Annotated in this window: 17 protein-coding genes; 6 read left to right on the forward strand and 11 right to left on the reverse strand. The window is 60.4% G+C overall.

The window, feature by feature from the left end:
- Nucleotides 1–156 precede the first annotated feature (156 nt).
- The gene (ettA, locus tag ACODSV_RS20585) at nucleotides 157–1,821 is read right to left on the reverse strand and encodes an energy-dependent translational throttle protein EttA (RefSeq protein ID WP_024077495.1); all 1,665 of its coding nucleotides are present in this window, start codon (nucleotides 1,819–1,821) and stop codon (nucleotides 157–159) included.
- A gap of 285 nt (nucleotides 1,822–2,106) precedes the next feature.
- Here ettA and ACODSV_RS20590 point away from each other — a divergent pair, with 285 nt between their 5' ends.
- Nucleotides 2,107–5,958 carry a sensor domain-containing protein gene (locus ACODSV_RS20590; RefSeq protein ID WP_069077050.1) on the forward strand — a complete coding sequence of 1,284 codons (3,852 nt, stop codon included), beginning with the start codon at nucleotides 2,107–2,109 and terminating at the stop codon, nucleotides 5,956–5,958.
- A 224-nt stretch (nucleotides 5,959–6,182) separates the two neighbouring features.
- Entirely contained in the window at nucleotides 6,183–7,436 is a 1,254-nt protein-coding gene (gene glyA, locus ACODSV_RS20595; RefSeq protein WP_024077497.1) for a serine hydroxymethyltransferase, read from the forward strand.
- A gap of 138 nt (nucleotides 7,437–7,574) precedes the next feature.
- Here glyA and yjiA read toward each other — a convergent pair whose 3' ends face one another.
- From yjiA to ACODSV_RS20610, 3 genes are all read right to left on the reverse strand, one after another.
- Nucleotides 7,575–8,534 (reverse strand): GTPase, encoded by a 960-nt coding sequence (gene yjiA, locus ACODSV_RS20600; RefSeq protein WP_150054954.1) that lies wholly within the window; start codon nucleotides 8,532–8,534, stop codon nucleotides 7,575–7,577.
- Between the two features lie 135 nt (nucleotides 8,535–8,669).
- A complete protein-coding gene (locus tag ACODSV_RS20605; RefSeq protein WP_003176208.1) occupies nucleotides 8,670–8,867 on the reverse strand; it encodes a YbdD/YjiX family protein in 198 nt (65 codons plus the stop codon).
- Between the two features lie 15 nt (nucleotides 8,868–8,882).
- Complete coding sequence (locus tag ACODSV_RS20610) at nucleotides 8,883–10,949, reverse strand: carbon starvation CstA family protein (protein ID WP_150054043.1); 2,067 nt, start codon at nucleotides 10,947–10,949, stop codon at nucleotides 8,883–8,885.
- A gap of 173 nt (nucleotides 10,950–11,122) precedes the next feature.
- Between ACODSV_RS20610 and ACODSV_RS20615 the strand changes: the two genes are divergently transcribed.
- On the forward strand, nucleotides 11,123–11,491 hold the full coding sequence (locus tag ACODSV_RS20615) for a PilZ domain-containing protein (protein WP_150054042.1): 369 nt from the start codon (nucleotides 11,123–11,125) through the stop codon (nucleotides 11,489–11,491).
- Between the two features lie 4 nt (nucleotides 11,492–11,495).
- Here the strand turns inward: ACODSV_RS20615 and ACODSV_RS20620 are convergent, their stop codons facing one another.
- The 4 genes from ACODSV_RS20620 to katB are packed head-to-tail and all read right to left on the reverse strand — an operon-like array spanning nucleotide 11,496 to nucleotide 15,776.
- Nucleotides 11,496–12,221 carry a hypothetical protein gene (locus tag ACODSV_RS20620; RefSeq protein ID WP_150054041.1) on the reverse strand — a complete coding sequence of 242 codons (726 nt, stop codon included), beginning with the start codon at nucleotides 12,219–12,221 and terminating at the stop codon, nucleotides 11,496–11,498.
- Between the two features lie 16 nt (nucleotides 12,222–12,237).
- The gene (radA, locus tag ACODSV_RS20625) at nucleotides 12,238–13,605 is read right to left on the reverse strand and encodes a DNA repair protein RadA (protein ID WP_069077072.1); all 1,368 of its coding nucleotides are present in this window, start codon (nucleotides 13,603–13,605) and stop codon (nucleotides 12,238–12,240) included.
- A 35-nt stretch (nucleotides 13,606–13,640) separates the two neighbouring features.
- Nucleotides 13,641–14,180, reverse strand: coding sequence for an ankyrin repeat domain-containing protein (locus ACODSV_RS20630; protein WP_150054039.1), 540 nt, complete (start codon nucleotides 14,178–14,180; stop codon nucleotides 13,641–13,643).
- A gap of 54 nt (nucleotides 14,181–14,234) precedes the next feature.
- Nucleotides 14,235–15,776, reverse strand: coding sequence for a catalase KatB (katB, locus tag ACODSV_RS20635; protein WP_150054038.1), 1,542 nt, complete (start codon nucleotides 15,774–15,776; stop codon nucleotides 14,235–14,237).
- Nucleotides 15,777–16,063: 287 nt separating this feature from the next.
- Here katB and mscL point away from each other — a divergent pair, with 287 nt between their 5' ends.
- Nucleotides 16,064–16,480 (forward strand): large-conductance mechanosensitive channel protein MscL, encoded by a 417-nt coding sequence (mscL, locus tag ACODSV_RS20640; RefSeq protein ID WP_017737414.1) that lies wholly within the window; start codon nucleotides 16,064–16,066, stop codon nucleotides 16,478–16,480.
- A gap of 44 nt (nucleotides 16,481–16,524) precedes the next feature.
- On the opposite strand, the gene ACODSV_RS20645 is transcribed toward mscL, so the two are convergent.
- Nucleotides 16,525–17,301: a ferredoxin--NADP reductase gene (locus ACODSV_RS20645; RefSeq protein ID WP_024077505.1), complete on the reverse strand. Its 777-nt coding sequence runs from the start codon at nucleotides 17,299–17,301 to the stop codon at nucleotides 16,525–16,527.
- A 404-nt stretch (nucleotides 17,302–17,705) separates the two neighbouring features.
- On the opposite strand from ACODSV_RS20645, the gene ACODSV_RS20650 reads away from it, so the two are divergent.
- Both ACODSV_RS20650 and ACODSV_RS20655 read left to right on the forward strand, forming a co-directional pair.
- A complete protein-coding gene (locus tag ACODSV_RS20650) occupies nucleotides 17,706–18,416 on the forward strand; it encodes a helix-turn-helix transcriptional regulator (protein ID WP_150054044.1) in 711 nt (236 codons plus the stop codon).
- A gap of 173 nt (nucleotides 18,417–18,589) precedes the next feature.
- A complete protein-coding gene (locus tag ACODSV_RS20655) occupies nucleotides 18,590–19,714 on the forward strand; it encodes a methyltransferase (RefSeq protein ID WP_150054037.1) in 1,125 nt (374 codons plus the stop codon).
- A gap of 70 nt (nucleotides 19,715–19,784) precedes the next feature.
- On the opposite strand, the gene ACODSV_RS20660 is transcribed toward ACODSV_RS20655, so the two are convergent.
- Both ACODSV_RS20660 and cydB read right to left on the reverse strand, forming a co-directional pair.
- On the reverse strand, nucleotides 19,785–19,952 hold the full coding sequence (locus tag ACODSV_RS20660) for a DUF2474 domain-containing protein (protein WP_069077069.1): 168 nt from the start codon (nucleotides 19,950–19,952) through the stop codon (nucleotides 19,785–19,787).
- A 12-nt stretch (nucleotides 19,953–19,964) separates the two neighbouring features.
- Entirely contained in the window at nucleotides 19,965–20,972 is a 1,008-nt protein-coding gene (gene cydB / locus ACODSV_RS20665) for a cytochrome d ubiquinol oxidase subunit II (RefSeq protein ID WP_150095312.1), read from the reverse strand.
- Between the last annotated feature and the right edge of the window lies 1 nt (nucleotide 20,973).

A 20,973-nucleotide genomic window follows, 5' to 3' on the forward strand; every position in this document is an offset into this window, starting at 1 on the left:
CGAGCAAGAACTAGGCGTCCCCCTCGCTCCTACAAAAAAGCCTTAACTGACTGGCACCAGGGCAAGTCCCCTGCCACATTTGATCGGTGTGGGTCAGGAAAAATGCGCAAAAAAAAAGCGGAGCCCGAGGGCTCCGCTTTTTTCAGACCAGCCGGATCAGGCCAGTTTTTTGTGCCGTACACGGTGCGGCTGGGCAGCAGCTTCACCCAAACGCTTTTTACGGTCCGCTTCGTACTCGGTGTAGTTGCCTTCGAAGAACACTGCTTGCGAGTCGTCTTCGTACGCCAGGATGTGGGTCGCGACGCGGTCAAGGAACCACCGATCGTGAGAGATCACAATGGCGGCGCCTGGGAAGTCCAGCAGGGCTTCTTCCAGGGAACGCAGGGTTTCAACGTCGAGGTCGTTGGATGGTTCGTCGAGCAGCAGCACGTTGCCGCCCTCTTTCAAGGTCAGGGCCAGGTGCAAGCGACCACGCTCACCACCGGACAGGTCCTTGACGAACTTCTGCTGGTCGCCACCCTTGAAGTTGAAACGGCCAACATAGGTACGCGACGGAATTTCATAGTTGCCGATGCGGATCTGGTCGGAACCATCGGAGATTTGCTGGAACACCGTCTTGCTGCCATCCAGGTCTTCACGGCTCTGGTCGACACACGCCAGTTGCACGGTTTCGCCGACTTCGATGGTGCCCGAATCCGGAGTCTCCTTGCCCATCAGCATGCGGAACAGCGTGGATTTACCCGCACCGTTACCACCAATAACGCCGACGATCGCGCCTTTTGGCATGGAGAACGACAGATTGTCGATCAGCACGCGGTCGCCATAGCCTTTGGAAACGTTCTTGAATTCGATGACCTTGTCACCCAGGCGCGGGCCGGCCGGGATGTAGATCTCGTTGGTTTCGCTGCGCTTCTGGAATTCCTGCGACTGCATTTCTTCGAAGCGTTGCAGACGGGCCTTGGATTTGGACTGGCGGGCCTTGGCGCCTTTGCGCACCCACTCCAGTTCTTCCTTCATGGCTTTTTCGTGGGCCGATTGCTGCTTGGATTCGGCGGCCAGACGGTCGGACTTGGCTTCCAGCCAACCGGAATAGTTGCCCTCGTAAGGGATACCGGCGCCACGGTCGAGCTCGAGGATCCAGCCGGCCACGTTGTCCAGGAAGTACCGGTCGTGCGTGATCGCAACCACGGTGCCGGGGAAGTCATGGAGGAAGTGTTCCAGCCAGGCGACAGAATCGGCGTCCAAGTGGTTGGTCGGTTCGTCGAGCAGCAGCATGTCGGGGGCCGACAGCAGCAGGCGGCATAGGGCCACGCGACGTTTTTCACCGCCGGACAGGTGCTCGACCTTGGCGTCCCACGCCGGCAGGCGCAGCGCATCGGCGGCCACTTCCAGCTGGCGCTCCAAATTGTGACCGTCGCCGGCCTGCAGGATGGCTTCGAGCTTGGCCTGTTCGGCAGCCAGCTTGTCGAAGTCGGCATCCGGTTCGGCGTAGGCGGCGTAGACCTCGTCCAGGCGAGCCTGGGCGTCCTTGATCACGCTGACGGCTTCTTCAACCACTTCACGCACGGTCTTGGTCGGGTCCAGGATCGGCTCTTGCGGCAGGTAGCCGATGTTCAGGTCGGGCATCGGGCGGGCTTCGCCCTCGAACTCGGTGTCGACGCCAGCCATGATTTTCAAGAGGGTGGACTTACCCGAACCGTTGAGGCCGAGCACGCCGATCTTGGCGCCGGGGAAAAAGGACAGCGAAATATTTTTCAGGATTTCCCGCTTCGGAGGGACAACTTTGCCCAGCCGATGCATGGTGAAGACGTATTGAGCCATGGTGAACCTAGCGTCAGTGACTGATGAATTGAGCGGGCGAAGCCCGTGCCAGGCCATGCGCCGCGCGGGCCGTTGACTATCATCAATGCCAGCGAGCGGAAAAAGCCTGAATATCTGGGGCTGGAACGCCCCCGCGTAACCGGCAAAGCTACCTTAATGCGTCTGGCCAGTCCAGCCAGGCGGGGCTGGCACTTTGCCACAACTCAAGGCATGCTAGCCGCCCTCCGGGCGTCCGGCTTATAGTGCACGTCGCGCGCCAGTCCAGCCAAACCGCAGGATCACAGCTTGTCCAAAGTCACGCCGCCCACTCCTCTGCGCGCCGCTCATATAGCGCCGGGAGCGCCCCTGCACGGCACCCTCAAAGGCGCTTTGGCGACGCTCGTCCTCATGCTGCTTGCGCTATTGTTCTGGCAACTGCTCGACCAACTGCAGCAAAACCAGAAAAACCAGCAGCAATACACCATCGACTACAGTGCCGACCTGGCTGAACAGATCAGCCTGAACATGGCCCTGAGCGCAAAGATCGCCTTGAACCTGCTGCCGATGGTCGAGCCGCCGCGTGACAGCGAACAGCAACAGGTGCTGATGCGCACCTTGCAGCGCTCGTTGCCGGAATTGCGCAGCATCGCCCTCCTCGCCCCCAGCGGTGCACTGATCAGCGACAGTGCCACGGATAGCCAGGACAGCGCCTGGCTGGAGGAACTGGTGCAACGCAGCCACGCCCAGTCCTACTATTTGAGCAACAACAACGACGGCACCCTCATCTATCTGTTGCTGCATCAGCCCAGCGGCGGCTCGAGGATGTACTGGGTCCTGCGCCTGGACCCCAGCTACCTGGTCAACCTGACCCGCCAGGACGGCCAAGGCCAGCGCCCCATGTGGGTCATCGAGAACCGCCTGAACCACCGCGTGGTCGGTCGCGACAGCGGCATGCCGACACAATGGGCCAGCGCCCTGACGCCGGATGAGTTGAATAAAAGCGTGCTGGTCACGCCCCTGAGCAAAAGCGACTGGCAATTACGTGGCCTGTTCGACCGCAACGCGGTGCTGGAACAACTGCTGCCCGCGTTTATCGGCAAGTGCCTGCTGGGCCTGGCCTTCTCGCTGGTGCCGGTGATCGTGCTGCTGAACATGCGTCGTCGTCAGCGCCAGGTGCATGAGGGCCGGCGGCGCTACCAGGATATTTTCGAAGGCACCGGCGTGGCCCTGTGCGTGCTCGACTTGTCGGGCCTCTACACGTTTTTTGACAAGGCCAGCGTGCACACCCGCGAGCAGTTGCACGCCTGGCTGCGCGACCATCCCGAGGAGCGCCGGCAACTGCTCAAGGAGCTGCGTATCACCGAGGTCAACCAGGTCGCCGTGCGCCTGCTGAACGTGACCTCGTGCGAGCAAGCCTGGGAACGCCTGATTGACGACTGCCCGCGTAACGCCACGGCCATCGGTTACCAGGTGCTCGAAGCGGTCCTGACCCAGCAAAACCAGCTGGAGCTGGAGATCCAGCTCAGTGATGTCGCAGGCAATGAGCAATACCTGTGGCTGGTGATGCGCTTGCCGGAGCAGCAGGACGACTTCAAGGCGGTGATCCTCAGCATCAGTGATATCACCAGCCGAAAGCTGATCGAATTGTCGTTGGTGGAGCGTGAAAGCTTCTGGTCGGACGTGGTGCGCACCGTGCCGGATCACCTGTATGTGCAGGATGTGATCAGCCAGCGCATGATTTTCAGCAACCACCACTTGGGCCACACCCTCGGCTACAACAAAGCCGAATTGCAGCAAATGGGTGAGTACTTCTGGGAAATCCTGCTGAACCCCGAAGATGCCGAGCATTACCATGACTTGCGCCAACAGCAGCGCCAGGCCGGCTACTCAACGCAGTTGCAATGCCAGTTGCGCTTCCGTCACCGCAATAACCAATGGCGGCGTTTCGATATACGTGAACAAGCCTTGGCGCGTGACAAGTCCGCACAAGTCACGCGCATCATCGGCGTGGCCAAGGACATCACCGACCAGATCGAAGCCAGCGAATCCCTGCGTGACAGCGAACAGCGCTACCGCATGCTGGCTGAAAGCATCAGCGACGTGATCTGCTCCACCGACAGCCAATTGGCGCTCAACTACATCAGCCCCTCGGTCAATGCCGTACTGGGCTATGACGTGGACTGGGTGTTCAAGAACGGCTGGCAGTCGATCATCGCCAACCCGCAGCAACTGGCCGGCATTTATAGCCTGGTCGAACAGGTCAGCCGTGCCTTGGGCGACGCCGAGGCGCTGACCCGCTTGCGTGACGACGTGCAGACCCAACTGTTCCTGTTCGACTGCCTGCGCGCCGATGGGCGCAAAGTGCCCATCGAACTGCGCCTGGTGCTGGTGTGGGACGACCACGGTGCGTTCGAGGGCATCCTCGGCGTGGGCCGTGATATCAGCCAGCAACGCCGCGCCGAGAAAGACCTGCGCATGGCGGCCACGGTCTTCGAGCACTCCACGTCGGCGATCCTGATCACCGATCCGGCAGGCTACATCGTGCAAGCCAACGAGGCATTCAGCCGAGTCAGCGGTTATGAGGTGGCGGATGTGCTCGATCAACTGCCGAACATGCTCACCGTCGACGAACAACAGGAAGCGCACCTGCGCTACGTGCTCAAGCAACTGCACCAGCACAGCACCTGGGAAGGCGAGGTGTGGCTCAAGCGCCGCAACGGCGAGCATTACCCGGCCTGGGTGGGCATTACCGCCGTGTTCGACGATGAAGGCGACCTGGCCAGCTATGTGTGCTTCTTCAGCGATATCAGCGAGCGCAAGGCCAGCGAACAACGCATCCACCGCCTGGCGTACTACGACGCCCTGACCCACCTGCCCAACCGCACCCTGTTCCAGGACCGCCTGCACACCGCGCTGCAGTCGGCGGAACGGCAAAAGTCGTGGGTGGTGCTGATGTTCCTCGACCTCGACCGTTTCAAGCCGATCAACGACTCCCTGGGCCATGCCGCTGGCGACCGCATGCTCAAGGAAATGGCCACCCGCCTGCTTGGCTGCGTCGCCGAAGACGACACCGTGGCGCGCATGGGCGGCGACGAGTTCACCTTGCTCCTGCAACCGCGGGTCAGCCGCGAAATGGCGCTGAACCGCGCCATCCATGTCGCCGAACAGATCCTCGCCAGCCTGGTGAAGCCATTTGTGCTGGAGGGTCGCGAGTTCTTTGTGACCGCCAGCATCGGCATCGCCCTCAGCCCCCAGGACGGCAACGAGCTGAGCCAGCTGATGAAAAACGCCGACACCGCGATGTATCACGCCAAGGAACGTGGCAAGAACAACTTCCAGTTCTACCAGGCCGACATGAACGCCAGCGCCCTGGAACGCCTGGAGCTGGAAAGCGACCTGCGCCACGCCCTGGACCAAAACGAATTCGTGCTTTATTACCAACCGCAGTTCAGCGGCGACGGCAAACGCCTGACCGGGGCCGAAGCCCTGCTGCGTTGGCGCCACCCGCGCCGTGGCCTGGTGCCGCCAGGGGACTTCATTCCGGTACTCGAAGAGTTGGGCCTGGTCGTGGATGTGGGTGACTGGGTGATCAGCGAAGCCTGCCGCCAGCTCAAGACCTGGCACCAGAACAAGGTGCGCGTGCCGAAAGTCTCGGTGAACATCTCCGCGCGGCAGTTCTCCGACGGCCAACTGGGCACGCGCATCGCCACCATCCTCAAGGACACCGGTCTGCCGCCGGCGTGCCTGGAGCTGGAGCTGACCGAAAGTATCCTGATGCGCGAAGTCAACGAAGCCATGCACATCCTCGACAGCCTGAAAAACCTGGGCCTGAGCATTGCGGTGGACGACTTCGGCACTGGTTATTCGTCACTCAACTACCTCAAGCAATTCCCCATCGATGTGTTGAAGATCGACCGCACCTTCGTCGACGGCCTGCCGTCCGGCGAACAGGATGCGCAAATCGCCCGGGCAATCATCGCCATGGCCCACAGCCTCAACCTGGCGGTAATCGCCGAGGGTGTGGAAACCCATGAGCAGCTGGACTTCCTGCGCGAGCACGGTTGCGACGAGGTGCAGGGTTATCTGTTCGGGCGGCCGATGCCGGCGAATCGGTTCGAGGCACAGTTCAGCAACGACGCGCTGTTCATGTTCGACTGAAATTTTGTGGTGAAGCCACTGGCCTCATCGGGGGCAAGCCCCCTCCCACAGGGGAATGCGCTCCAGATGTGGGACGGGGCTTGCCCCCGATGAGGCCGGTAATGACACCGCTCATCCCTAAGTGAATCCCACTTGTCCGCGACATGATGTCCTTTCATATGCCATCTAAAACCCATTGGGTTAGAATGCCCTCCTTTTCTGCCCCCCGATCCTTGAGGACCGCCATGTTCAGCCGTGATTTGACTATTGCCAAGTACGACGCCGATCTCTTCGCCGCCATGGAGCAAGAAGCCGTGCGCCAGGAAGAGCACATTGAGCTGATCGCTTCGGAAAACTACACCAGCCCTGCGGTGATGGAGGCTCAAGGTTCGGTTCTGACCAACAAGTACGCCGAAGGCTACCCAGGCAAGCGCTACTACGGCGGCTGCGAGTACGTCGACGTGGTTGAGCAACTGGCCATCGACCGTGCCAAAGAACTGTTCGGCGCCGATTACGCCAACGTCCAGCCACACGCCGGCTCCCAAGCCAACAGCGCCGTGTACCTGGCCCTGCTGCAAGGCGGCGACACTATCCTGGGCATGAGCCTGGCTCACGGCGGTCACCTGACCCACGGCGCCAGCGTTTCCTCCTCCGGCAAGCTGTACAACGCCGTTCAATACGGTATCGATGCCAACGGCCTGATCGACTACGACGAAGTCGAGCGCCTGGCGATCGAGCACAAGCCAAAAATGATCGTCGCCGGTTTCTCTGCTTACTCGCAGATCCTCGACTTCCCACGCTTCCGCGCCATCGCTGACAAAGTCGGCGCATACCTGTTCGTCGACATGGCCCACGTGGCCGGTCTGGTCGCCGCGGGCGTCTACCCGAACCCGGTACCGTTTGCTGACGTGGTCACCACCACCACCCACAAGACCCTGCGCGGTCCACGTGGCGGCCTGATCCTGGCACGCGCCAACGCCGAGATCGAGAAGAAGCTGAACTCCGCCGTATTCCCAGGCGCCCAGGGTGGCCCGCTGGAGCACGTGATCGCCGCCAAGGCCATCTGCTTCAAGGAAGCGCTGCAGCCTGAGTTCAAGGTCTACCAGCAACAAGTGGTGAAAAACGCCAAGGCCATGGCCGACGTGTTTATCGCACGCGGTTTTGACGTGGTATCCGGCGGTACGGAAAACCACCTGTTCCTGCTGTCGCTGATCAAGCAGGACATTTCCGGTAAAGATGCTGACGCGGCCCTGGGCAAAGCCTTCATCACCGTGAACAAGAACTCCGTGCCGAACGATCCACGTTCGCCGTTCGTCACCTCCGGCCTGCGCTTCGGCACCCCGGCTGTGACCACTCGTGGCTTCAAGGAAGCAGAGTGCAAGGAACTGGCGGGCTGGATCTGCGACATCCTGGCAGACCTGAACAACGAAGCGGTGATCGACGCGGTTCGTGAGAAGGTCAAGGCCATCTGCAAGAAGCTGCCGGTGTACGGCGCTTGATTGCAGTTGCTTGACTGAGAAGCCCGCTGTAGGAGCGAGCTTGCTCGCGAAAAACGTCAACGATAACGCGTGCATCCTGGATACACGCGGTGCCTATGAGTTCTTCGCGAGCAAGCTCGCTCCTACAAGCGGGCTTTTTTACGCCTGGTAAATCCGCTTAAAGCCTTCGCGGATTTTGTCTTCCGGCAACTCATCGGCAATAAACACAATCACACTCTCCCGCGCCTCACCCTCGGCCCATTCGGTGTCCCAATCGAACCCGTAGAGCTTGAGCACGCCCTGGAACACCATGCGCCGATCCTCCCCGGCGATGTTGAGCACGCCCTTGTAGCGCAGCAGTTGCTTGCCATGGTCTTCCAGCAGTTCGTTCATGAACTCACTGAGGCGGTCGATATCCAGCGGCTGGTCAGTACGCAGTACCAGGCTGGAAATACGGTCGCTGGACGGCGCCTTGCTCACCGGGCGCAAGCTCATGCCGGCGTTAAGGTTGAAGCCGCGCACATCGAGCAGTTCGGCTAACTCAATCTTGCCGTGCTCGACCACACGGATCGGCGCGCGGCGGTTGATGCGTGTGAGGCGTTCACTGAGAGCCTCGAAGGTGGCGTCGTCCACCAGGTCACGCTTGCTCACCAGCAGGCGGTCGGCGAAACCGATCTGCGCCTGGGCGATGGTCTGGGTCAGGTGGTGCTCGGCGTGGGCCGCGTCGACGAGGGTGATGATGCCGTCAAGGATGTAGCGCTCGCGCAGTTCCTCATCGATGAAAAAGGTTTGGGCCACCGGCGCAGGGTCGGCGAGGCCGGTGCACTCGATCACCAGGCGGTCGAAGGCGATCTCGCCGCTGTCCAGGCGTTCGAGCAGCAGGTAGAGGGCCTTGGTCAGGTCGGTGTGGATAGTGCAGCACACGCAGCCGTTGGACAGGGTCATGACTTGCACCGGTTCTTCGCCCAACAGCTGGGTGTCGATACCGGCATCGCTGAATTCATTTTCGATCACGGCGATTTTCAAGCCGTGCTCGGCCTTGAGCAGGTGGCGCAGCAAGGTGGTCTTGCCGGCGCCGAGGAAGCCGCTGAGGACGGTCACTGGAATGGGAGAGGACAAAAAATTCTCCTTGAAGGAACACTGAAACAAATGTGGGAGGGGGCTCGCCCCCGATAGCAGTGTGTCAGGCACTTATCTGTCACTGACGCACCACTATCGGGGGCAAGCCCCCTCCCACAGGAGAGTTACGTTAAATCAACAGCACTTGGGCCCACCCTTGCCACCGTAACGGGCTTCCTGGCGCTCTCGGAAGAACGCCTTGTAGTCCATCATCGGTTTGTCCGGGTGTTTGGTTTGCATATGCTCGACGTAGGTGTCGTAGTCGGGCATGCCGACCATCAGGCGCGCGGCCTGACCGAGGTATTTACCGAGGCGACTGATGTCATTGAACATGGCTGCAATCCTCGATCAAGCGTCCGGTACAGCCTGGAACGGGGCTTCTTTATCCGTACGTTCTTTGTTGCCCCAGGCGGCGACACCGACCTTGAGCGCATAGAACAGGATGCTGAACACCACGAACAGGAACAGCGCCGTCAGCGTTGCGTTGGTGTAGGCGTTCCAGATCACGTGTTGCATCTGGTCGATGCTCTTGGCCGGGGCCAGGATCTGGCCGTTGGCCAGGGCATCGCTGTATTTCTTCGCCAGCGACAGGAAGCCGATCGCCGGGTTGGCGTCGAACAGCTTGATGAAGCCTGCGGTGGTGGTGCAGATCAGCAGCCAGACAGCCGGCAGCATGGTCACCCAGATGTAGCGTTGGCGTTTCATTTTGATCAGCACAACGGTCGCCAGCATCAGCGCGATACCCGCCAGCATCTGGTTGGAGATACCAAACAGCGGCCACAAGGTGTTGATCCCGCCCAGTGGGTCGATCACGCCTTGGTACAGCAGGTAGCCCCACATGGCCACGCAACCGGCAGTCGCGATCAGGTTGGCGGTCCACGATTCGGTGCGTTTGAGCGCCGGTACGAAGGAGCCCAGCAAGTCTTGCAGCATGAAGCGCCCGGCACGGGTGCCGGCGTCGACAGCGGTCAGGATGAACAGCGCTTCGAACAGGATCGCAAAGTGGTACCAGAACGCCATGGTGTTTTCACCTGGCAGCACACTGTGCAGGATCTGTGCGATCCCCACCGCGAGAGTCGGCGCACCACCGGCACGGGCCAGGATGGTGGTTTCACCGATGTCATGGGCGACGGCCGACAACGCCTCGGGGGTAATTGCAAAGCCCCAGCTGCTGACGGTTTGCGCCACGGTGACCACGTCGGTGCCGACAATCGCCGCCGGGCTGTTCATGGCGAAATACACGCCAGGCTCGATCACCGAAGCGGCAACCATCGCCATGATGGCCACGAACGACTCCATCAACATGCCGCCATAACCGATGTAGCGAGCATGGCCTTCACTGGCGAGCAACTTGGGCGTAGTGCCCGAGGAGATCAGCGCGTGGAAGCCGGAAACCGCACCGCAGGCAATGGTGATGAACAGGAACGGGAACAGGCCGCCCTTCCACACCGGGCCGGTGCCATCGATGAACTGGGTCAGCGCGGGCATTTTCAGGTCGGGCATGGTCACCAGGATGCCAATCGCCAGGGCGATGATGGTGCCGATTTTCAGGAAGGTGGAGAGGTAGTCACGTGGCGCCAGGATCAGCCACACCGGCAGCACCGCGGCGACGAAACCGTAGCCGATCAGCATCCAGGTGATCTGGATCCCGGTGAAGGTGAAGGCCTTGGCCCAGACCGGGTCAGCGGCAATCTGCCCGCCCAGCCAGATCGAACCCAGCAGCAGCAACACGCCAAGGATAGAAATTTCACCGATGCGGCCCGGGCGGATGTAGCGCATGTAGATGCCCATGAACATCGCGATCGGGATGGTCGCCATCACCGTGAAGATACCCCACGGGCTCTCGGCCAGGGCCTTGACCACGATCAGCGCCAGCACCGCGAGGATGATGATCATGATCAGGAAGCAGCCGAACAGCGCGATGGTCCCGGGAATGCGGCCCATCTCTTCGCGAACCATATCTCCCAGGGAACGGCCGTTGCGACGGGTGGACAGGAACAGGACCATGAAGTCCTGCACCGCACCGGCCAGCACCACGCCGGCAATCAGCCACAAGGTGCCAGGCAGGTAGCCCATTTGCGCCGCCAATACCGGACCGACCAACGGGCCTGCACCGGCAATCGCCGCAAAGTGGTGACCGAAAAGGATGTGTTTGTTGGTCGGCACATAGTCCAGACCGTCGTTGTTGACCACTGCGGGGGTGGCCCGCCGAGGATCGAGCTGCATCACATTGTTAGCGATGAACAGACTGTAGTAACGGTAAGCAACCAGATAAATGGCCACAGCGGCGACCACGATCCACAAGGCGTTTATCGCCTCGCCGCGGCGCAAGGCCACTACGCCCAGGGCGCACGCTCCTACGATTGCCAGCACCAGCCAGGGTAAGTGGCGTAGCAGGCTATTATTATTTTTCATTTTTATATTCCAGCCAGGGTGGACAGAAAGGACAGCCACCCGGAGTTTAGCGCTACTGGCCTTAAAGGCCACCCCCCTACGTTGGTCTAGAGCCTTCCCAAGGCAAAAAAGCAGAAAAAACAGCCCAGTGATGGCGTACGGCTACAATCCTTCTATCCACAGAGGGTTTCACCATGACCGAGCAAGCGTCTGATCGCCGCCGTTTTCGCCGGATCGCCTTTGATGCCAAGACCAAACTTCAGCAAAACGGCCAGGAATGGCCGGTGCAATTGGTGGATCTGTCGCTAAAGGGCCTGTTGGCGCAACGGCCTGAAGATTGGAAGGGAAATATAAAGCTGCCGTTCACCGTCGACATACGCCTGGATCCCGAGGCTCATATAAAGATGCAAGTAGAACTGACCCACGAAGCAAATGGCCAACTGGGATTTGTGTGCACAAACATCGACCTGGACTCGATCAAACACTTGCGGCGGCTGATCGAGCTGAACCTGGGCGACCAGGAAGAACTTGAGCGGGAGCTGGGCGCGTTGCTGGAAGTGTGATGGCTCAGGGAAACGCCGTACGTGCGGGAAATGCGCTTTCCATGTCCCAGTAGCCCTTTTTCTGACTTGAGGCACCGTGCCACTGTCCGTCAACAAACCGATAAGTCTGATAACGCGTGGCAAAGTCATCCTCACCGTCGCCATCCATGAAGGACGACACCTGCAGCAGCTCATCCGCGCCGCCACTGGCTGGCGTCGCTATCATCCACGCAGCCTTGCTCGTCTGTGCCAGGGTCAGCGCCTGGACTTTGCCGTCGGTGCCCTGGTAACTCAGCGGTTTGAGTTGCTGTTTGTCAGGCAGCAACAGTTGCGTGGCAGGCCCGCTGTAACTGCCCATGGGGGCGGTCTGATCGATGGTCAAAAAATACACAGGTTCGGGCAGCCCTTTGAGCGGGGCTTTCTCGACCTGGGCCAACGGGTAGCCGAGGTCTTCGTGAGCTATCACCTCGCCAGAGGCTGATACCAACCGCACCTGGGCTTCGCGCAGCGGGCTGTCGACCAAATCGCCAGGCTCGTCGAACGAGTCTTCATCCAACCCATTGCCCCAACTGTCGCTGTGCAGTTGGGCGCTGATGCGCTGGTCTTCCAGCACCTGCAGCACACTGCCGTTGGGTGTCACCAGCTTCTGCGCCAGCCGATAACCGGCTGGCAGCTCAGCCCACGCCATGGCGGACGAGCCGGCCAAAGCGATAAACAGGGCGAGCGCGCCCCAGCGATTCGATCGTTGCATGGCGTCCATCCCTGAGTTATTCGAAAAGTGCATCCAATGCCTGTTCCAGGCGCGTTACCCCGATCACCTGCAACCCTGGCGGCGCTTCCTTTGGCGCATTGCCCTTCGGCACAATCGCGCGTTTGAAGCCGTGCTTGGCGGCTTCCTTGAGGCGCTCCTGGCCACTGGGCACCGGGCGCACTTCGCCCGACAGGCCGACTTCGCCAAACACCAGCAAGTCATGGGGCAGCGGCCGGTTGCGCAGGCTGGACATCACCGCCGCCATCAACGCCAGGTCGGATGCGGTTTCCAGCACCTTGACCCCGCCCACCACGTTGAGGAACACGTCTTGGTCATGGGTCGGAATGCCACCATGGCGGTGCAATACCGCCAGCAACATCGCCAGGCGGTTCTGATCCAGGCCCAGGGTGACTCGACGCGGGTTGGCCAAATGGCTGTCATCCACCAGCGCCTGGACTTCCACCAGCATCGGCCGAGTGCCTTCCCACGTCGCCATCACCACACTGCCGGGGACTTCTTCCTGGGCACGGGTGAGAAAAATCGCCGATGGATTGGAGACTTCTTTCAGCCCCCGGTCGGTCATGGCGAACACACCCAGCTCGTTCACCGCGCCAAAGCGGTTCTTCACCGCGCGCAGCAAACGCAGGCGGCCATCGGATTCGCCTTCGAAATACAGCACGGTGTCGACCATATGCTCCAGCACGCGTGGCCCGGCCAATGCACCTTCCTTGGTCACGTGGCCAACCAGGAAGATCGCCGTGCCACTCTGCTTGGCATAACGCACCAGCAGCGCCGCACTTTCGCGCACCTGGGACACGCCACCCGGCGCCGATTGCAGTTGTTCGGTGAAAATCGTCTGGATCGAGTCGATCACCATGACCTTGGGTTTTTCGATGCGGGCCGTGGCGATGATGCTTTCGATGCAGGTTTCCGTCATGACCCGCAGTTGATCCTGGGGCAGGCCCAAGCGACGGGCGCGCATGGCCACTTGCTGCTGGGATTCTTCACCCGTGACGTACAACGCCGGCATGCGGCTGGCGATGCTGCACAGGGTTTGCAGCAGGATCGTCGACTTACCGATGCCCGGGTCGCCGCCGATCAGCACCACCGAACCATCCACCAGGCCGCCGCCGAGCACACGGTCCAGCTCGCCGGACGCGGTGGAGAAGCGCGGAATCTCTTCGACACTGACTTCAGCCAGGGTCTTGATCTGCGCCTGTTGCCCGGTCCAGCCGGCGCGGCCGGTAGGGGCCGAGGCGCCGCCGCTTTCGATCATGGTTTCCGTGAGGGTATTCCACGCACCGCACTCGGTGCATTGGCCGGCCCACTTGGGAAAGGTCGCGCCGCACTCCGTGCAGCCGTACATGCGCTTGGCCTTTGCCATTCGAGAACCTCCAACCGAAAAACCGCGATGATAGCTCAGCGCGACGCCGGGGTCCGGATTTCACCGCTGGCCAAGCGTGAAGCACTGTTGCCGACCGGGTCTTCGGCGTTGAGATCGGCGCCCTTGGCTTTGAGTTCGTCGAGCAATTCGATCCGTTTGAACAGGCCGGCGTACATGGCTGCCGTCTGCCCGGCGCCGTTACGTTGGTCGGGGTTGCAGTCGGTGGCCAGTAGGCGCTGGGCGATTTTCAGTTCCCCCTTGAAGATCGCGCCCATCAACGCGGTGTTGCCGCGTTTGTCCTGCACACAGGCATCGGCGCCGGCGGCGAGCAAGCGCTCCACGTAGGCGCTCTCGCCGTGGTAGGCGGCGAGGATCAGCGCGGTGTAGCCCTTGTCGTCCTGGGTGTTGAGGGGGAAACCGGCGTCGATAAAGGTGTTGAGCATGTCGAGGTCGCCACGGCGGGCAGCGTCGAAGTAATAATCCTGAAGTTGCGCCTTGAGCGCGACCGGGTCGGGCGACTCGGCATGGGCGACAAAGGCCAGCATGGCCATCAGTAAGCCGATAGAAATACGCATGGGTGCTCTCCTGCCAGAGGTCGACGCCCACGAGGACGTCGACCGAAACCAACGTCAGTCAGTGAGTTTTTCGGCCAGCGCCTTCACGCGAGCCAGGTCGCCCTTGGCAACCTTGGCCACGCCGGTACCGTATTCCGGGTCGGCTTTGTAGAGGAACGACAAGATGATGTGCTTGCTCTCGTCGTCGGTAGTGGCCAGGGAGCCGCCGAAGTTGTCGATCAAGTCCTGGCGCTCTTTCTTGCTGTAAGAGCGATACAGATCGCCGGCCTGCTTGAAGTTCTGCTCGCGCTGGATCTTCGCCTGCTGGGTGCTGCCCGACAGTGCCGTCTGGCTGTAGCGCGCGGTTTGTGGCTCTTCACGGTTTTCCAGGCGGCTTGGCTGGTAGTTCACGCCGCTGGTGGTCTTGCCGAAGTTCAGCGCGCCGTCCTGATTACCGTTGTTGACGGTGACCCGTGGGGCGTTGATCGGCAATTGCAGCGCATTGGCGCCCAGGCGATACATTTGCGTGTCCGCATACGAGAACACCCGACCTTGCAGCAAGCGGTCTTCCGACGGTTCGATGCCCGGTACCAGGTTGGCCGGGGCCATGGCGACTTGCTCGGTTTCCTGGAAGACATTCGCCGGGTTGCGGTTCAGTACCATCTGCCCGACTTTACGCTCGGGCACATTCGGCCAGATCTTGGTGGCGTCCAGTGGGTCGAAATCAAACTTGGCCAACTCTTCCGGCTTGAGTACCTGCACATACAGGTCCCACTTGGGGAAGTCGCCCTTATTGATGTGGGTAACCAAGTCATTGGTCATATGACTGTAGTCACGTCCCTGCACCTCGGTAACTTGCTTGGGATCGAGGTTCTTAATGCCCTGCAGGCTCTTCCAGTGGAACTTGACGTAGTGCACTTCGCCCTTGGCGTTAATCAACTTGTAGGCATGTACGCCATTGCCATCCATTTCCCGATAACTTGCCGGGGTACCGGAGTCGGAATACAACTCGGTGAGTGTACGAGTGGCCTCGGGAACATGGGAGAAGAAGTCGAAACGACGGGAGTCATCGTCCAGGTTAGTGCGTGGGTCCGGCTTGAAGGCGTGGACCATGTCGGGGAACTTGATGGCGTCGCGAATAAAGAACGTCGGGAAGTTGTTGCCCACCAGGTCCCAGTTGCCATCAGCGGTGTAGAACTTGGTGGCGAAACCGCGCGGGTCACGCAAGGTTTCCGGGGAGTGGTTGCCGTGCACCACGGCCGAGAAGCGCACGAACACCGGGGTGGCTTCGCCTGCCGCAAAGACCTTGGCCTTGCTCAGGTCGCTGAGGGTGTCGGTGACGGTAAACGTGCCGTGGGCACCAGTGCCACGGGCATGCACCACACGCTCAGGGATGCGTTCACGATCGAAACGCTGCAGCTTCTGGATCAGTTGCACGTCTTGCAGCAGCACTGGGCCATTGGCACCCGCGGTTTGCGAGTTCTGGTTGTCGCCGACGGCAGCGCCGTTATCGCGGGTCAGGTTGGCGGCTTGCACAGAAAGGGAAAGCAGGCTGGCGGTCGCCAGTACCACTGCATGTCGCGCCAGGCCTGGGCCGCGCTTAATGGGGTTCTTCATCGAGGTTTCCTCTGGTTTTTTTAGCGCACATTCAGTTGTGCTTGCCAGAGGCTAGTGACCCGCGAGTCAGAAGATAAATAGAAAAACACCACTAGGGCGATTAAGAAAATAATGTGGTAAGCCACTGAAATGGCGCGTATTTCGCGCGCGATTGGTGGCACTTTGCAAACTATTTGCGTTTTAATGTGTCGATAAAAACCAAGAGTGTGAACAGTTGTGTCAGGCAAGCCCTCCACGACTGACTTACACTGAGCAGCACCCTTCTAATCTGTAACAAGGAATAACCTATGGGCGTGATCAGTGAGTTCAAGGCCTTCGCGGTCAAAGGTAATGTGGTCGACATGGCCGTCGGTATCATCATCGGCGCCGCCTTCGGCAAAATTGTTTCCTCGTTCGTAGGCGACGTGGTGATGCCGCCCATTGGTCTGTTGATCGGTGGCGTAGACTTCGGCGACCTGGCGATAACGCTCAAAGCCGCGCAGGGTGACGTGCCCGCGGTTGTGCTGGCGTACGGCAAGTTCATCCAGAGCGTGATCGACTTTGTGATCGTCGCGTTTGCGATCTTCATGGGTGTGAAGGCCATCAACCGCCTCAAGCGCGAAGAAGCCGTGGCGCCGAGCCTGCCACCGACGCCAACCAAAGAAGAAGTGTTGCTGGGTGAGATCCGTGATCTGCTCAAGGCACAGAACGACAAGCCGCTGTAACCCCATCGACTTGCAGAAAGGCGCCTCGAGGGGCGCCTTTTTTGTTACCAGTAATTCTCCACGGCCACCTGGCCAGGGCGCCGGGACAGGCTCAATTGCATGTCGCGCTGTTTGAGCAATTGGCGGGTGTCGTCGATCATCTGGGGGTTGCCGCAAATCATCACGCGCGAATGCTCCGGGCTCAGCTCGACGCCGGCCGCGCGCTCCAACTCGCCATTCTCGATCAAGGTGGTGATACGCCCATTCAACGCGCCCGGATGCTGCTCACGCGTGACGAGCGGCAGGTAGGTCAGTTTGTGCGCATATTCAGCCAGGTACTCGCGCTCGCCCAAGCCCTGGATAAGAGACTGATAGGCCAGCTCCCTGGCTTCCCGCGCGCTGTACACCAGGATGATGCGCTCGAATTTTTCCCACACCTCGAAGTCCTGCAGGATCGACAGGAACGGCGCCACCCCGGTGCCAGTGCCCAGCAGCCAAAGGTCGCGGCCATCGACGAAACGGTTCAGGGTGAGGAACCCCGTAGCCTGGCGCTCGACCAACAGCGTGTCGCCCACACGCAGGCGACTCAGTTCGCTGGTGAACTCGCCGCCGGGCACAACAATCGAGAAAAAATCCAAGTGCTCATCGAACGGTGAAGACACCACAGAGTAAGCGCGCCATACGGTGCTGCCATCCGCCTTGGTGACCCCCAGGCGCACGAACTGGCCGGCGACAAACCGAAAGCCGGGGTCGCGGGTGGTCCGCAAGGTGAAGAGGCTGGGGGTCAGCGATTGCACGTCGAGCAAGGTCTGGCGGGTAAATTTCTCAGCACTGGCCGTCATGGGGAACTCCGTTCTACAGGTGCCCTAGTGTCCCTCAAAGTCACGCGCGGAAACACCTGCAGTCGGTAGTGACATCCTGAATGCCCCTTGGGGGACCAAAGCTAATGGCACTTTAATTGCTCGTCTAATTATTTCGCTATAACACAACACCGCGCCATTACATTGAAGCGCGGCCCATTTGTTAGTTGGGTGTTACAGGTAGTGCACTGCCCTCGTGAAATGGAAGGGGCAACCTCCATCGAACGCTTGATGGCAAATTAATATTACTGCTGAAACTATCTTTCCCCTCTCCCTACCAAGAAAGAAATTTCCGAGATTGATGTAGATCATGCCCTACACTCATTTGCGTGCAGCACTGGGCTCAGGATGTACCCATGCCGCCGACACGTTATGGAGAGTTACCAATGGTTAACTGGCGAAATACACGGATTCCCAAACTGGAAGGCGAGGACAAGATCACCAGCGTATTTGAAATGGTTATCAACAGAACCCTTGAACTCGGCTTCCAATTCTGTTCCTTCACCATGAGTTCTCAACTACCGACAAACCCAACCAAACCGATTCATCTCAACAACTATTCGAATGAATGGAACCTGCAGTATGACCAGGCCCACTACTTCGAAGTAGACCCGGTCGTCAACCATTGCAAACATTGCGTATTACCCATTGTCAGGGAGGAAAAACTCTTCACCGCCGTACCAAGCCTGTGGGAACTGGCCCGGTCACAGGGTGTGCATTTGGGCTGGACCCAATCGGTCCACGACTTCCAGGGTGTATTCAGCATGCTGTCCCTGGGACGCCGCGAGGGCGCAGTCAGCCCGGAAGAACTGTATGAAAAGGCCGGCCATGTCTTGTGGCTCTGTCATGCGATGCACGCGGTTGTCGCGCAAAAATTCGCCGACAACCCAAGCATCACCCCACCCTGCAAATTGACCGATCGGGAAACGGAAGTCCTCAGATGGTCGGCGTTGGGCAAGACCGCCGCCGACATTGCCGGCATCCTCTGCCTGTCGGAGCGTACGGTGGGTTTTCATATCAGCAGTACGTTCAAGAAACTGGGGGTCAATAATAAGATTGCCGCTGTACTGAGGGCATCAAAAGCCGGGCTGTTTTAACCGCCCCGGAAACGCTGCATGTAATCCTTGCAAAAAATAAGTAACATTTACGACCAACTCTGAGTGTTGATGCCGCCGCCAAGGCGCCGCCTCGCAGTTCACTCAGACGGTTCGACCAGCGCGCCTCACGCCCCCTGCCGAACACCCATCGATTACCCAGAGCCTCCCCTGCCATGCCCCTGCTCGACAGTCCGTTCGCCCAGCTCGATCTGATCCGCCAGCCAGAGCAACACAATGATCCGCTGCAAGCCTTCGACGCCGCCGACGAGTACCTGCTCAGTCACTTGGCCGGGCAACAGCCCGGCGCAACGACCCGCGTGCTGGTCCTCAACGACAGTTTTGGCGCCCTGGCGGCCAGCCTCGAAGGCCGGGTGCAGGTGACGTCCAGCGGTGATTCGTTCCTTGCCGCCCAGGGCCTGGAGAAAAACCTGGTGCGCAACGGCAAGGCGTTCGATGCGGTGAGTTTTGTACCGGCCAGCCAGGTGCCCATCGGGCTGTTCGACCGCGTGCTGATACGCGTGCCGAAAACCCTGGCCTTGCTGGAAGAACAGCTGATTCGCCTGCAAGGCCAACTGGCCCCGGGCGCCGAAGTGGTCGCGGGGGCGATGATCAAGCATCTGCCACGGGCCGCCGGTGAGTTGCTGGAACGCTATATCGGACCGATGCACGCTTCACTCGCGGTAAAAAAGGCACGTTTGCTGATCGCAACATTGGCAGACCGCCCGGCAGCGGTGTCGCCCTACCCGACACGCTATACCCTGGAAACACCGCCCATCGAGCTGCTCAACCATGCCAACGTGTTCTGCCGCGAAGGACTGGACATCGGCACCCGTGCGTTCCTGCCCCACTTGCCCAAGGGCCTGGGCAGCGCGCGCGTCGCGGACCTTGGATGCGGCAACGGCGTATTGGCGATTGCCAGCGCCCTGCAAAACCCGCAGGCGCAGTACACCCTGGTGGACGAGTCCTACATGGCCGTGCAATCAGCCGCCGAGAATTGGCAAGCGGCCCTCGGCGCACGCGCGGTGAGCGTCCACGCCGGCGACGGCCTGGCAGGCCAGGAGCCAGAGTCCCTCGACGTGGTGCTGTGCAACCCGCCGTTCCACCAGCAACAGGTGGTCGGCGACTTCCTCGCCTGGCGCATGTTCCAACAAGCGCGCGAAGCCTTGGTGGCAGGCGGCGCCCTCTATATCGTCGGCAACCGCCATCTGGGCTATCACAGCAAGTTGGCGCGGCTGTTCCGAGGCGTCGAGCAAGTCGCCGCCACACCAAAGTTCGTGATCCTCAAAGCGCGCAAATAAAAAAAGACCCCGTCCCTCCAAAAAGGGAACAGGGTCAAAAAACCGTGCCGCAAGGCAACGGGATGGGATGTCAGTGAGTGGTCAGGCCGGCCGCGCTCATGAACATGCGCATCAGGCTGGCCACGATGAACAGGGCCAGCACGCTGGCGCTCCAGATCATCGCCAACCACCCCAGGCGCCGCCACAACGGCTGTTTCTCGGCCTGTTCAATCTCGTGCAACGAAGGTTTGCCAGACATGGAACGACCCTCCTAGTGATAGCCGTCTTCGTGGGTGACCTTGCCGCGGAACACGTAGTAGCTCCAGAAGGTGTAGCCCAGGATGAACGGAATGATGAACAGCGTCCCCACCAGCATGAAGCCCTGGCTTTGCGGCGGTGCAGCCGCATCCCAGATCGATACCGAGGGTGGGATGATATTTGGCCACAGGCTGATCCCAAGGCCACTGTAGCCGAGGAAGATCAGCACCAGCGTCAGCAGGAACGGCGTGTAGTGCGCATTACGCGCCACCGCGCGGATCAACCCGTACATGGTCACCAGCACCAGGATCGGCACCGGCAGGAACCAGAACAGGTTCGGCAGGGTGAACCAGCGCGAGGCGATTTCCGGGTGCGACAGCGGGGTCCAGATACTCACGATACCAATCACCGCCAGCACCACAAAGGCCAATGGCCGCGCCAGGTTGTGCATCTTCTCCTGCAACGGGCCTTCGGTTTTCATGATCAGCCAGGTGCAGCCGAGCAACGCATAGGCCACGATCAGCGCCACCCCGCAGAACATCGTGAACGGCGTGAGCCAGTCCAGCGAGCCGCCGGCAAATTGGCGATTGACCACCGGGATGCCGTCGATAAACGCCCCCAGCGCCACGCCCTGGAAGAAGGTCGCCGCCAGTGAGCCGCCGATAAACGCCTTGTCCCACAGGTGACGCTTGTGGTCCTTGGCCTTGAAGCGAAACTCGAAGGCCACGCCGCGAAAGATCAGCCCGATCAGCATCAGCATCAACGGCAGGTACAAGGCCGACAGCACCACCGAGTAGGCCAGCGGGAAGGCGCCGAACAACGCCGCGCCCCCCAGCACCAGCCAGGTTTCGTTACCGTCCCAGACCGGGGCCACGGTGTTCATCATCACGTCACGGTCGGTCTTGCCCGGAATAAACGGGAAGAGGATACCGATGCCCAGGTCGAAGCCGTCCATGACCACGTACATCATGATGCCGAAGATGATGATCACGGCCCAGATCAGCGGAAGATCAATACCCATC

It is taken from the genome of Pseudomonas sp. FG86 (genome assembly GCF_057808775.1).